The sequence below is a fragment of the Ancylobacter oerskovii genome, assembly GCF_018390555.1.
GTDB classification, from domain to species: domain Bacteria; phylum Pseudomonadota; class Alphaproteobacteria; order Rhizobiales; family Xanthobacteraceae; genus Ancylobacter; species Ancylobacter oerskovii.
Window position 1 is genome coordinate 350,781 of sequence record NZ_JAHBGB010000041.1, and the last position, 13,818, is coordinate 364,598.

General features: G+C 69.3%; 10 protein-coding genes. 5 read left to right on the forward strand and 5 right to left on the reverse strand.

Going from position 1 to position 13,818, the window contains the following annotated elements:
• Positions 1-3 precede the first annotated feature (3 nt).
• The 3 genes from prfA to KHC19_RS20295 form a co-directional block, all read right to left on the reverse strand.
• Positions 4-1,098: a peptide chain release factor 1 gene (gene prfA, locus KHC19_RS20285; protein ID WP_213355079.1), complete on the reverse strand. Its 1,095-nt coding sequence runs from the start codon at positions 1,096-1,098 to the stop codon at positions 4-6.
• On the reverse strand, positions 1,095-3,362 hold the full coding sequence (ptsP, locus tag KHC19_RS20290) for a phosphoenolpyruvate--protein phosphotransferase (RefSeq protein ID WP_213355080.1): 2,268 nt from the start codon (positions 3,360-3,362) through the stop codon (positions 1,095-1,097). The genes prfA and ptsP overlap by 4 nt, the downstream gene beginning before the upstream one ends.
• Before the next feature lie 98 nt (positions 3,363-3,460).
• Entirely contained in the window at positions 3,461-4,714 is a 1,254-nt protein-coding gene (locus KHC19_RS20295; protein WP_213355082.1) for an aspartate kinase, read from the reverse strand.
• Positions 4,715-4,904: 190 nt separating this feature from the next.
• Here KHC19_RS20295 and ubiG point away from each other — a divergent pair, with 190 nt between their 5' ends.
• Positions 4,905-5,657 carry a bifunctional 2-polyprenyl-6-hydroxyphenol methylase/3-demethylubiquinol 3-O-methyltransferase UbiG gene (ubiG, locus tag KHC19_RS20300; protein ID WP_213355084.1) on the forward strand — a complete coding sequence of 251 codons (753 nt, stop codon included), beginning with the start codon at positions 4,905-4,907 and terminating at the stop codon, positions 5,655-5,657.
• Between the two features lie 183 nt (positions 5,658-5,840).
• Here ubiG and KHC19_RS20305 read toward each other — a convergent pair whose 3' ends face one another.
• A complete protein-coding gene (locus KHC19_RS20305) occupies positions 5,841-6,470 on the reverse strand; it encodes a hypothetical protein (RefSeq protein WP_213355086.1) in 630 nt (209 codons plus the stop codon).
• A gap of 271 nt (positions 6,471-6,741) precedes the next feature.
• Between KHC19_RS20305 and clpB the strand changes: the two genes are divergently transcribed.
• From clpB to KHC19_RS20320, 3 genes are all read left to right on the forward strand, one after another.
• On the forward strand, positions 6,742-9,357 hold the full coding sequence (clpB, locus tag KHC19_RS20310; RefSeq protein ID WP_213355091.1) for an ATP-dependent chaperone ClpB: 2,616 nt from the start codon (positions 6,742-6,744) through the stop codon (positions 9,355-9,357).
• 349 nt (positions 9,358-9,706) lie between these two features.
• Positions 9,707-10,690, forward strand: a complete 984-nt coding sequence (locus tag KHC19_RS20315) for an SPFH domain-containing protein (protein ID WP_213355181.1) — start codon at positions 9,707-9,709, stop codon at positions 10,688-10,690.
• A 10-nt stretch (positions 10,691-10,700) separates the two neighbouring features.
• Positions 10,701-11,162: an NfeD family protein gene (locus tag KHC19_RS20320; protein WP_213355092.1), complete on the forward strand. Its 462-nt coding sequence runs from the start codon at positions 10,701-10,703 to the stop codon at positions 11,160-11,162.
• Positions 11,163-11,189: 27 nt separating this feature from the next.
• On the opposite strand, the gene galU is transcribed toward KHC19_RS20320, so the two are convergent.
• A complete protein-coding gene (gene galU, locus KHC19_RS20325; protein ID WP_213355093.1) occupies positions 11,190-12,080 on the reverse strand; it encodes a UTP--glucose-1-phosphate uridylyltransferase GalU in 891 nt (296 codons plus the stop codon).
• A 274-nt stretch (positions 12,081-12,354) separates the two neighbouring features.
• On the opposite strand from galU, the gene KHC19_RS20330 reads away from it, so the two are divergent.
• Entirely contained in the window at positions 12,355-13,713 is a 1,359-nt protein-coding gene (locus tag KHC19_RS20330; RefSeq protein ID WP_213355094.1) for a lytic murein transglycosylase, read from the forward strand.
• Positions 13,714-13,818 lie beyond the last annotated feature (105 nt).

Consider the following 13,818-nt stretch of genomic DNA (forward strand, 5'->3'; position numbering starts at 1 on the left):
GGCCTAGTTCCAGCCGGCCGATTCGGCCTCGGCCAGCAGCGCCGCCTGATGCTCGGTGACCAATGAATCGACCAGCTCGCCGAGCGCGTCGCCGGCGACGATTTCCGGCAGCTTGTAGAGGGTGAGGCCGATGCGGTGATCGGTCACGCGTGCCTGCGGGAAATTATAGGTGCGGATGCGCTCGGAGCGGTCGCCGGAGCCGACCTGCAGCTTGCGCTCGCTGGCGCGGGCGCTGTCGCGCTTCTCGCGTTCGGCGTCGTAGAGCCGGGCGCGCAGGAGGCTCATGGCGCGCGCCTTGTTCTTGTGCTGCGAGCGCTCGTCCTGCACCGCCACCACGACGCCGGTGGGAAGGTGGGTGATGCGCACCGCGCTCTCGGTCTTGTTCACATGCTGGCCGCCGGCGCCGGAGGCGCGGAACACGTCGATCCTGAGGTCGCCCTCGTCGATGCCGATATCGACCTCCTCGACCTCCGGCAGCACCGCCACCGTGGCGGCGGAGGTGTGGATGCGGCCCGAGCCTTCGGTCTCCGGCACGCGCTGCACGCGATGCACGCCGGATTCGAACTTCAACTTCGCATAGGCGCCGCGGCCATGGATGGCGGCGATGATTTCCTTGTAGCCGCCGGCGGTGCCCTCGCTCATCGACAGCACCTCGACGGACCAGCCATTGAGCCCGGCGAAGCGCTCATACATGCGGAACAGGTCGCCGGCGAACAGCGCCGCCTCGTCGCCGCCGGTGCCGGCGCGCACTTCGAGGATGACGCCGCGCTCGTCCATCGCGTCCTTGGGCAGCAGCGCGAGCCGCACCTCATGGGTGAGCGCCTCGACCTTCTCTTCCAGCTCGGCGGCCTCGGCGGCGGCGAGCTCGGCCATTTCGCGGTCGGTCCCCGCGTCCTCGGCGAGATGCTGCGCCTCGGCGAGCTCGCGCTCGGCGGCACGCAGCGCCTTCACCCGCTCGATCAGCGGCGAGAGGTCGGCGAATTCGCGGGAGAGACGGACATAGGCCTCGGCATCGGGGCTGGCGGAGAGCGCATGCTCGATCTCGGCGTGACGGGCGAGAAGCTGGTCGAGCCGGGCGTCGGGGAGGGCGGTGGTCACAGCGGCAGGCCGGTGGTTTCGGCGAAGGCCTTCAGGTGCGGCCGCAGGCTGGCGATATGGGTCTCCCCCTTCAGCAGCGGCTCCACCAGCGCGGCGACGGCGCCGAGGTCGAGGTCGAGGAACATCGCCTTCACCGGGCCATAGGCGGCGGGGGAGAGCGACAGCTTGCGGTAGCCGATGGCGGCCAGCGCCAGCGCCTCTAGCGGCCGCGAGGCGAGTTCGCCGCACAGCGTCACCTGCTTGCCGTGGCGTTCGGCGGCGTCGGCAATGGCCTTCAGCGCGTTGAGGGCGGCCGGCGACAGGGGATCGAAGCGGTCGGCGACGCGCGGATTGCCGCGATCGGCGGCGAACAGGAACTGCACCAGGTCGTTGGAGCCGACCGAGGCGAAGTCGATGCGCTCGAACAGGGCGTCGAGCTGGAACAGCAGCGACGGCACTTCCAGCATCACCCCCACCAGCACCCGCTCGGGCAGGCCGTGGCCGTGACGGCGCAGATGGGTGAGCTCGCGCTCGACGATGTGGCGCGCCTTGTCGAACTCCTCCACCGCCGCCACCATCGGGAAGATGAGGCGCAGTTCGCGCCCGTTGGCGGCGCGCAGCAGAGCACGGACCTGGCTGCGCAGCAGGCCCGGCCGGTCGAGGCCGAGGCGGATGGCACGCCAGCCGAGCGCCGGGTTTTCCTCCTCGATCGCCCGCATATAGGGCAGCACCTTGTCGCCGCCGATGTCGAGGGTGCGGAACACCACCGGCCGCCCATCGGCGGCGTCGAGCACCGAGCGGTAGAGCTTCAGCTGCTCGTTGGTCCGCGGGAAGGCGGAGGCGATCATGAACTGCAGCTCGGTGCGGAACAGGCCGATGCCCGAGGCCCCGGTTTCGGCGATGTGCGGCAGGTCGACCAGCAGGCCAGCATTCAGGTGCAGGTCGATGGCGACGCCGTCGCGGGTGACGGTGGGCATGTCGCGCAGGGCGGCATATTGCTCCAGCCGCTTGGCGCGGAAGCGCACCTTCTCGACATAGACGCCCTCGACGTCGACGGGCGGGCGCACATGCACCTCGCCCGATACGCCGTCGACGATGATGGGGTCGCCGGCATCCACCAGCCCGACGATGTTCTCGATATGCCCGACGGCGGCGATGTTGAGCGCGCGGGCGACGATGGTGAGATGGCTGGTCGCCGCGCCCTCTTCCAACACCAGGCCGCGGATGCGGGTGCGGTCATAGTCGAGCAGCGCCGCCGGGCTCATGTTGCGGGCGACGATGATGGCGTTGTCCGGCAGCGCCATCTTCTCCGGCCCGCCGGCGCGGCCGGTGAGCTGGCGCAGCAGCCGGTTGGCGAGGTCGTCGAGATCGTGCATCCGCTCGCGCAGATACGGGTCGGTCATGCGCAGCATGCGCGCGCGGGTGTCCGACTGCACGCGCTCGACCGCGCCTTCCGCCGTGAGGCCGGTCATCACCGCCTCGCGCATGCGGTTGATCCACCCGCGGTCGTGGGCGAACATCCGGTAGGCCTCGAGGATCTCGCGATGCTCGCCGACGCGGGCGACGCCCTCGTCCTCCAGCATGCTGTCGATGGAGGCGCGCAGCGTCTCCACCGCCTGGTCGAGCCGGTCGAGCTCGCCGGGCACGTCGTCGGCGATGACCTTGGTCACCTCGATGCGCGGCTCGTGCAGTACCACATGGCCGAGGCCGATACCCTCGGAAAGCGCGCTGCCGGTGAGGTGCAGCGGCCGGCGGGCGGCCGGCTCGGCGCCGGGCAGGGCGAGGGCGGTCAATTCGCCGGAGGCGATGATCTCGGCCAGCACCATGGCGGTGGTCTGCAGCGCCTCGATCTCCTCCTCGGTATAGGAGCGATGGGCGCGGTTCTGCACCACCAGCACGCCGAGCGTGTTGCCGGCGCGCAGGATCGGCACGCCGAGGAAGGAATGGTAAATTTCCTCGCCGGTTTCCGGCCGGTAGGAGAAGGCCGGGTGTGCCTGGGCGTTGGAGAGGCTGATCGGCTCGGCCTCGCGCGCGACGGTGCCGACGAGGCCCTCGTCGATGCGCATCACCGTGAGATGCACGGCGCTGCGGTTGAGGCCCTCGGTGGCGTAGAGCTCCAGCGTGCCGTCGACGCGCAGCACATAGACCGAGCAGACCTCGGCCACCATGTTGGCCGCGATCAGGACCACGATCTTGTCGAGGCGGTCCTGCGCGCTGACCGGCTCCGCCATGACCTCGCGCAGGCGGCGCAGCAGCACGCGCGGACCGCCGAGGGCGCTACGCATCGGCCGTCCCTGGGTTCCGGGCCTGATCTCGGCGCTCGCCGAGTCCCGAACTGTCGAAGAATCGACGCGGCTGGAGCCGCGCCGCCGAAATGATGCCGTCAGGCGTCGAGCCCGTATACCGAATGCAGCGTCCGCACGGCAAGTTCGGTATAGGCCGCGTCGATCAGCACCGAGATCTTGATCTCGGAGGTGGAGATGGCGCGGATGTTGATGCCGCGCTCGGACAGCGCCTTGAAGGCGCGGGCCGCTACACCGGCATGTGAGCGCATGCCGATGCCGATGATCGAGATCTTCACCACGTCGGTGGCGCCCTCGATGGTGCCGAAGCCGATCTCCGCCTTCACCGGCGCGAGGGCGGCCTTGGCGCGCTCGAAATCGGCGGTCGGCACGGTGAAGGTGATGTCGGTGAAGCCTTCCGCCGACACGTTCTGCACGATCATGTCGACATTGATGTTGGCGTCGGCCAGCGGCACGAAGACGTTGGCGGCGATGCCCGGCTTGTCCGGCACGCGGCGGATGCTCACCTGGGCCTCGTCGCGCGCGAAGGCGATGCCGGTGACGACTTCACTCTCCACGATTTCCTCCTCGTCGCAGATCAGGGTGCCCGGCGGGTCGCCGGCGGTCTTCAGTTCCGGTGCGTCCGGGTCGGTGAAGCTGGAGCGCACGAAGGTGCGCACCTTGTGCACCATGGCCATCTCGACCGAACGTACCTGCAATACCTTGGCGCCCAGCGACGCCATCTCCAGCATTTCCTCGAAGGCGACCTTGTCGAGGCGCTTGGCCTTGGGAACGATGCGCGGATCAGTGGTGTAGACGCCGTCGACATCGGTGTAGATGTCGCAGCGATCGGCCTTGATGGCGGCGGCGACCGCCACGGCGCTGGTGTCCGAGCCGCCGCGGCCCAGCGTGGTGATGCGTCCCGACGCCTCGTGCATGCCCTGGAAGCCGGCGATCACGGCCACTTCGCGTCCCTCGCCGAATCGGGCGACGATCTCGTCGCCGTTCACCGAGAGGATGCGCGCCGAGCCATGGGCGTCGTCGGTGGAGACCGGCAGCTGCCAGCCCTGCCAGGAGCGGGCGGGAATGCCCATGTCCTTCAGCGCGATGGCGAGAAGGCCGGACGTCACCTGCTCGCCGGAGGCGACGATGGCGTCATATTCGCGCGGATCGTAGAGCACCGCCGTCTCGCGGCACCAGCCGACCAGCTCGTTGGTCTTGCCGGACATGGCGGACACCACCACGGCGACCTCGTGCCCGGCGTCGATCTCGCGTTTGACGTGGCGGGCGACGTTCTTGATGCGCTCAATGTTCGCGACGGACGTGCCGCCGAACTTCATCACCAGACGTGCCATGGGAAGAAACCGTACCGCTTGTTCTTATGTCGGGCGCAAGGGAGGCATCCCCCGGGCCGAAAAGGCGCGTATACATATCCACCTCGCGCCCCGGCCGCAACGCCCGCGCGCGGGTCGGGAGCGAGCTTGGAATTCTTCCCGGATGCGCCCATTTTCCGAGCCGCAGAGCCGATAGAGCCGAGAGCGCCTGATGACCGAGACCGCCGAAACCGCCACCACCGTCGATCCCCGCGAAGTGGAGCGCTTTGCCGCTCTCGCCGCCGAATGGTGGAATCCGCGCGGCAAGATGGGGGTTCTCCACAAGTTCAATCCGGTGCGCCTCGCCTGGCTGCGCGAGAAGATCGTCGCGCATTTCGGCCGCGACCCGCGCGCCATGCGCCCGCTGGAAGGACTGCGCCTGCTCGACATCGGCTGCGGCGGCGGCCTCTTGTGCGAGCCGCTGGCGCGGATGGGCGCCAGCGTCGTCGGCATCGATCCGGCCGAGAAGAATGTGCGCGTCGCCTCGCTGCATGCCGAGCAGAGCGGCGCGCCGGTCGAGTACCGCGCCACCACCGCCGAGGCGCTGGCGGAGGCCGGCGAGCGGTTCGACGTGGTGCTGGCCATGGAGGTGGTGGAGCATGTCGCCGATGTCGGGCTGTTCGTGAACAGCGCCGCCAGCATGGTGAAGCCGGGCGGGCTCATGGCCGCCGCGACGCTCAACCGCACCGGCCGCAGCTTCGCGCTGGCCATCGTGGGGGCGGAATATGTGCTGGGCTGGCTGCCGAAGGGCACGCATGACTGGAAGCGCTTCGTCACCCCGGAAGAGCTGGCGGACGCCATGGCCGCCGGCGGCCTCGCGGTGATCGACCGCGAAGGCGTGGTGTTCAATCCGTTCCTCAACGAGTGGCGGCGCTCCAGCGATCTCGGCGTCAACTACATGCTGCTCGCCGAGCGGCCGGCCTGAGGAGCCGCGGGCCCGAGGGAGCCGCCGCTCGCTACCACGGTGGAGTGCAGCCCTCCCGAGGCGCAAGCGCTCTTCTCCCTCTCCCCGTGGGGGAGAGGGGCGGGGTGAGGGGCCTTCCCGGCTTCCCGATCACTTAGTCGCTCACGGGCCGCCTCTCCTCGGCGGAAAGAGGCGGCCGGACGCTCAATAGACGATGCGGTTCTCCGGCCGGATCACCGGGGCGAAGCGTTCCGCCTCGGTCGGCTCGCCGGGGGACGGCAGCGTGTGCAGATGCACGTCGGTGGCGCCGGCCGCCCGCAACAGATCGAGCGCCCGCGCCTCATGCGCGGCGTCGCGGGTATAGACCCAGAGCAGCAGCCCGCCATTGCGCAGATGTCCGGCGATGGCGGTGGCATGCTCGCGCCCGAACATCCGGGCCAGCCACAACCCGACGGCGCCGCCGATGCCGCAGGAGGCGAGGGCGACGGCCACCACCGCCAGCATGGTGCCGCCGCTCGCGGCCATGATGACGCCGCCGACCATCGCCGGCACATAGGCGGCGGCGGCGACGATGCCGCCCCGGGCCTCCGCCAGCGATTCGCTCTCCTCATGCGAGCTGCGCGGTACGGCGAACTGGTCCGCCAGCTCGCCGGTGGCCAGCCAGCCACGGCCGAGCCGGCGCCGGATGGCGTCCTCGCTGGCGAGAATGCTGAGTTCGCTGCGGTCGAAGCCGGCGGTCTCGAGGTCCTTGACGGCGCGTTCCAGCTCCTGGGCGCTGGCGAACAATCCGACCGCTTCCGTCCGGGACGACGGTTCGCGAGTGTCGAAAGCCATGGCGGCCTCCCTGTTTGCGGGCGGCCGAGCGCCGCCCGACGGGAGGGATTATAGCGCAGAATGACGGCTTCCGCTGCCCGGCCCCCGACATGGGCGCGGATCGGTATTTTCTGCCGCCGCGCCCCCTTTCGTTGCCGATCTGCCACACTACATGAGCAGGGACGGATCGCCTGATCGGGGTCCGTCGCGGCGGCCGGGATACGGGCGCCGCCGTCCCGATGTGCCGTTCGCGCTTCCAGGAGGCGGACGGGGGGCCAGGAGGCAACGAGACATGAATTTCGAGACCTATACCGAGCGCGCGCGCGGCTTCATCCAGTCCGCCCAGTCGCTCGCCCTTCGCGAGGGGCACCAGCAGTTCACCCCGGAGCATCTGCTCAAGGTGCTGCTGGACGATCCCGAGGGGCTGTGCGCCGGGCTGATCCAGCGCGCCGGCGGCGATGCCCGCATGGTGCTCGCCGATACCGAAGCCGCCTTGAACAAGCTGCCCAAGGTGCAGGGTTCCGGCGCCGGCCAGGTCTATCTGGCGCCGGCGACCGCGCGCGTGTTCGACGCCGCGGAGAAGGCGGCGAAGAAGGCCGGCGACGGCTATGTCACCGTCGAGCGGCTGCTGCTGGCGCTGGCGCTGGAGAAGGACAGCGAGGCGGGCAAGATCCTCAGCAAGTCGGGTGCGAGCCCGCAGAAGATCAACGCCGCCATCGAGGCGCTGCGCAAGGGCCGCACGGCCGACAGCGCCACCGCCGAGAACGCCTATGACGCCTTGAAGAAATACTCCCGCGACCTCACCAAGGACGCCCGCGAGGGCAAGCTCGACCCGGTGATCGGCCGCGACGAGGAAATCCGCCGCACCATCCAGGTGCTGGCGCGTCGCACCAAGAACAATCCCGTCCTCATCGGCGAGCCCGGCGTCGGCAAGACCGCCATCGTCGAGGGCCTCGCCCTGCGCATCGTCGACGGCGACGTGCCGGAGAGCCTGAAGGACAAGAGCCTGCTGGCCCTCGACATGGGCGCCTTGATCGCCGGCGCGAAATATCGCGGCGAGTTCGAGGAGCGGCTGAAGAGCGTGCTCTCCGAGGTCGAGGCGGCCGAGGGCGGCATCATCCTGTTCATCGACGAGATGCACACGCTGGTCGGCGCCGGCAAGGCGGACGGGGCGATGGACGCTTCCAATCTGCTCAAGCCTGCGCTGGCGCGCGGCGAGCTGCACTGCGTCGGCGCCACCACGCTCGACGAGTACAGGAAGCACGTCGAGAAGGACCCGGCGCTCGCCCGCCGTTTCCAGCCGGTCTTCGTCTCCGAGCCGACGGTGGAGGACACCGTCTCCATCCTGCGCGGCATCAAGGAAAAGTACGAGCTGCATCACGGCGTGCGCATCACCGACAGCGCGCTCGTCGCGGCGGCGACCTTGTCCAACCGCTACATCACCGACCGCTTCCTGCCCGACAAGGCGATCGACCTGATCGACGAGGCCGGCTCGCGCCTGCGCATGCAGGTCGACAGCAAGCCGGAGGAGCTCGACAATATCGACCGCGAGATCGTGCGCCTGCGCATCGAGCAGGAGGCGCTGAAGAAGGAGAGCGACGCCGGCTCCAGGGATCGGCTGAAGAAGCTGGAGAAGGAGCTCGCCGACCTCGAGGAGCAGTCCTCCTCGATCACCTCGCGCTGGAAGGCGGAGAAGGACAAGCTCGGCGACGCGCAGAAGCTGAAGAGCGACCTCGAAAAGGCGCGCGCCGATCTCGCCATCGCCCAGCGCAATGGCGAGTACCAGAAGGCCGGCGAGCTCGCCTACGGCACCATTCCGGCGCTGGAGAAGAAGCTCGCCGAGATCGAGACCAAGGACCTCGCCGAAGAGGTGAAGGCCGGCGGCATGGTGGAGGAGGCGGTGACGCCCGATCACATTGCCGGCGTGGTCTCGCGCTGGACCGGCGTGCCCGTCGACAAGATGCTGGAGGGCGAGAAGGAGAAGCTGCTCCGCATGGAGGAGGAGCTCGGCAAGCGCGTCATCGGCCAGAAGGAGGCGGTGGAAGCCGTCTCGACGGCGGTGCGCCGCGCGCGGGCGGGTCTGCAGGACCCGAACCGGCCGATCGGCTCGTTCATGTTCCTCGGCCCCACCGGCGTCGGCAAGACCGAGCTGACCAAGGCGCTGGCGGCGTTCCTGTTCGACGACGATACCGCGCTGGTGCGCATCGACATGTCCGAATACATGGAGAAGCACGCGGTGGCCCGGCTGATCGGCGCGCCTCCCGGCTATGTCGGCTATGAGGAGGGCGGCGCCCTCACCGAGGCGGTGCGGCGCCGGCCCTATCAGGTGGTGCTGTTCGACGAGGTCGAGAAGGCGCACCCGGACGTGTTCAACGTGCTGCTTCAGGTGCTCGACGACGGTCGCCTGACCGATGGCCAGGGCCGCACGGTCGACTTCCGCAACACGCTGATCATCATGACCTCGAACCTCGGTTCCGAGTTCCTGGTGAACCAGCCGGAGGGCCAGGACACCGAGGCGGTGCGCGACGAGGTGATGGCGGTGGTGCGCGGGCACTTCCGGCCGGAATTCCTCAACCGCGTCGACGAGATCGTGCTGTTCCACCGGCTGATGCGCGCGCAGATGGGCGCCATCGTCGATATCCAGGCCAAGCGCCTGCAGAAGCTGCTGGAGGAGCGCAAGATCCAGCTGGAGCTCACCCCGGAGGCGCGGGACTTCCTCGCCGAGAAGGGCTACGACCCGGCCTATGGCGCGCGTCCCCTGAAGCGGGTCATGCAGAAGCTGCTGCAGGACCCGCTCGCCGGCCGCATCCTCGCCGGCACGGTGAAGGATGGCGACGTGGTGAAGGTGGAGCGCGGGGCGGGCGAGCTGCTGTTCGAAACCCACCCCGCGGTGGAGGAAGCCGCCTGAGGCGGCGGCAACCGTCCCGAGCCACGTCATCCCCGGGCTTGGTCCGGGGATCCACGCCCGTGGCCGGGCACGCCCGATGCAGAGCTGGCCGGCCGGGACGCGCCCGGCCATGACGGCCTGCGACGGGTGAGGACGAGCGGCGATTGGCGGCGCGACCGGGGGAACCGGTCGCGCCGTTTTCTTTGCAGCCGCTTCGTCTGCAACAGCCCATTCGACGATGGGGTCATCGCCGCGCGGCGCTGGCTGAAGGCGCGAAGCCCTCCAAGGTGGCCGCGCAGCCTTGCCGCCCATCCCGTCGCGCGCCACACTCCGCCCGCGCCGATGGCCGGCGCCTGCGGGAGGCCCCATGCTGATCGGCTTCAACCTGTTCGTGGTCGTGCTTCTGGTGCTGGCGATCGCCACCATCTTCGCCGCGGTGAAGACCGTGCCGCAGGGCCACCAGTACACGGTCGAGCGATTCGGCCGCTATACGCGCAGCCTGACGCCGGGCCTCAATCTCATCATTCCCTTCTTCGACCGCATCGGCAGCAGGGTGAACGTGATGGAGCAGGTGCTCGACGTGCCGACGCAGGAGGTCATCACCCGCGACAACGCCACCGTCGCGGTGGACGGCATCGCCTTCTTCCAGGTGTTCGATGCCGCGCGGGCCAGCTACGAGGTGGCCCGGCTCGACACCGCCATCCTCGCGCTCACCACCACCAATATCCGCACGGTGATGGGCGCCATGGACCTCGACCAGCTGCTCTCCCACCGCGACGAGATCAATGAGCGCCTGCTGAAGGTGGTGGACGCCGCCGCCGCGCCCTGGGGCGTGAAGATCACCCGCATCGAGATCAAGGACATCGTGCCGCCGGCCGATCTCGTCAGCGCCATGGGGCGGCAGATGAAGGCGGAGCGCGAGAAGCGCGCCGCGGTGCTGGAAGCCGAAGGGCTGCGCCAGGCGGAGATCCTGCGGGCGGAAGGGCAGAAGCAGTCGCAGATCCTCGAGGCCGAAGGCCGGCGCGAGGCGGCGTTCCGCGACGCCGAGGCGCGCGAGCGGCTCGCCGAGGCCGACGCCAGGGCGACGCAGATGCTGTCCGCGGCGGTGGCGGCCGGCGACCCGGCGGCGCTCAACTACTATGTCGCCGAGAAATATGTGAAGGCGCTGGAGGCCATGGCGTCGTCGCCCAACCAGAAGACGCTGATCCTGCCCTATGAGGCGACGGCGGTGATCGGTTCGCTCGCCGGCATTGCCGAGATCGCGCGCGGCGCCTTCGGGGAGGCGGCCGTTCCGGCCCGGGCCCGTTCGTGGCCGACCGGGCCGGCGTCCGGGGCGACGGCCGATCCGGGCTGAGGAGGCGAGGATGGGAGTGACGGAGATCGTCGCCGAAATTGGCACCTGGATCTGGTTCATCCTTGCCGGGGTGCTGCTCATCGGCGAGCTCGCCCTGCCGGGGGCCCAGTTCATCTGGCTGGGAATCGCGGCGCTGGCTACCGGGCTGGCGGTGCCGCTGTTCGAGCTCGGCTGGCAGGGGCAGCTGGTGCTTTATGCGGTGCTGGCCCTCGTTACCCTGCTGCTCGGCCGCCGGATGTTCCCGCGCGGGCCGAAGGCGAGCGACCGGCCGTTCCTCAATCGCCGCACCGAGGCGCTGGTCGGCCGGGTCTTCGTGCTGGGCGAGCCGATCGCCGGCGGCGTCGGCCATGTGAAGGTGGACGACACCGTCTGGCGCGTGACCGGCGAGGACAGCCCCGCCGGCGCGCGCGTGGTGGTGGTCGGCGTCGACGGGGCGATGCTCAAGGTGAGGCCGGAGGACACGGCGATCTGAGCCGCGTCCCCGGGCCGGGGCGCCGCGTCACTCGTTGCTGGCGAGCAGCGCGTCGAGTTCGGGGCGGAAGGTCTCGGCGATGTCCGGGCGGGCCAGCGCATAGGCGACATTGGCCATGAGGAAGCCGAGCTTCGAGCCGCAGTCATAGATCGAGCCGTCGAAGGTGACGCTGTAGAAGTCCTGCTTCTTGGCCAGCTTCAGCATCGAATCGGTCAGCTGGATCTCGCCGCCGGCGCCGCGCTCCTGGGTCTCCAGCAGGTCGAAGATTTCCGGCTGCAGGATGTAGCGGCCGGAAATGGCGAGGTTCGACGGGGCGACCTCCTTCTTCGGCTTCTCGACCATCCTGGCGATCTTGTGCACGCGGTCGGAGATCTCGTCGCCGAGCCCGACGATGCCGTATTGGTCGGTCTGGTCGTGCGGCACCTCGTAGACGGCGATGTGGTTGCCGCCGCCCGCCTTGTCGTAGGCGTCGACCATCTGGGCGAGGCAGCTCTTGCCGTTGCGCGGCTTGTGCAGCATGTCCGGCAGCAGCAGCGCGAAGGGCTCGTTGCCGATGATGTCGCGGGCGCACCATACCGCGTGGCCGAGGCCGAGCGGCAGCTGCTGGCGGGTGAAGCTGGTCTTGCCGGGGCCCAGGGTCTCGGCGCGCAGCGTGTCGAGCAGCTGGTGCTTGCCGCGCTCGGAGAGCGTCGCCTCGAGTTCGTACTGGCGGTCGAAATGGTCCTCGATCACACCCTTGTTGCGGCCGGTGACGAAGACGATGTGCTCGATGCCGGCGGCGCGGGCTTCATCCACGACATGCTGCACGACCGGGCGGTCGACGACGGTCAGCATCTCCTTGGGAACGGCCTTGGTGGCCGGCAGGAAGCGGGTGCCGAGACCGGCAACGGGAAGGATCGCCTTGCGAATATGTGTCATGTGAAACTAGGTCCGTTCTTGAAATGAGCGGGTCGAGCCGGATCGGTCTAGGTGGGGGCGTATGAACCTCAACTTAACGTGTGAAGCCCGCCAATGACAAAAATCATGTGACAGCGTGCGGCTTCTCCACCGCAGCATGGCCGCTATACCCGGTCGGATGGAGGTATCATGCGGCCGGTTACGTCAGGAAATCCTGAAAACCGACCTGACGTTAAGTCCTCGTAAAACATGCCGGGCCCCTAATCGGCCGGACTGCGTATCAGAGGTCTTAACCATGCGTACAGGGTCGGTTTCCGGCGGCCGCGTCTCCGGCGGCATGGCCGCCTTCGTCCTCGCCATCGGGCTTGGAGGCTGCGCCTTTTCGGACGACGTCACCGGCACCGTCGCGCCGGCGGGGCCCTCGCCCCTGGCGGCGCGGGCGGCCCCGCCGGCGCCGCGCGCCGCTCCGGCTCCCTCGACGCCGACCGCTTCCTCCCATCCCGACATGCAGCCGGCCGCCCTGCGCGCGGCGGAGGCGAATTTCAGCCGCTGCATCGCGTCGCTGGAGCCCAAGGCGCGCCAGGCCGGCGTTTCCGCCGCCGGCTTCCGCCGGCTGACCACCGGGCTCACCCCCGACATGTCGATCATGAAGAAGCTGGAGACCCAGCCGGAATTCTCCCGCACGCCGGGCCAGTATGTGGAGATGCTGGTCTCCGAGACCCGCATCCAGAAGGGCCGGCAGGCGATGGCGGAGAATGCCGCCGTCTTCCAGGCCGTCGAGCGCACCTATGGCGTCGATCCCTATGTGGTGGCGGCGATCTGGGGCATCGAGACCAATTATGGCGGCGCCCGCGGCTCCTATCCGGTGATCCAGGCCACCGCCACGCTCGCCTGCGTCGGGCGCCGGCAGGCCTATTTCCGTGACGAGTTCGTCGCCGCCCTGCGCATCGTCGATCGCGGCGACATTCCCGAGAGCCATCTGCGCGGCTCCTGGGCCGGGGCCTTCGGCCTCACCCAGTTCATGCCCACAGCCTTCCAGCGCGACGCCATCGATTTCGACGGCGACGGCCATCGCAACGTCGTCGATTCCGTCGCCGACGCCATGGGCTCGACCGCCAACAAGCTGAAGCGCGGCGGGTGGAAGCCGGGCATGAGCTGGGGCTACGAGGTGGCGGTGCCGCGCCGCTTCGACTACCTCCTCGCCGACAAGTCGATCCGCAAGCCGTTGCGCGAATGGCAGGCGCTGGGCATCGCGCGGGTGAGCGGGCAGGGCTTCCCGAACGGCGAGGCCACCGCCTATCTCCTGCTGCCTTCCGGCGCCAACGGCCCGGCCTTCCTGATGACCGACAACTTCAAGGCCATCCTCTCCTACAATCCGGCGGACGCCTATGCGCTGGCCATCGGCCATCTTGCCGACCGCATCCGCGGCGGCGGGCCGTTCGTGCAGCCCTGGCCGGAGGACACGCGCATGCTGTCGCGCGCCGAGCGCTCGGAACTGCAGCAGCGGCTGGCGCGGCGCGGCTTCGATCCCGGTCCCGCCGACGGCACCATGGGGCAGCAGACCCGCGTGGCGGTGCGCGAGTTCCAGGTCAGCGTCGGCATGCTGCCCGACGGCCACGCCACCGGCGACGTGCTGGACCGGCTGCGGAACTAGCATGTCGCCATCCGTCGCCGGGCCGTGGCGCGCGTGACCCGCATCCGTGCCGCGGGACTTGAAACCGCCGCGATATTGGTTCACCGCTTGCCGACGATGGATCTC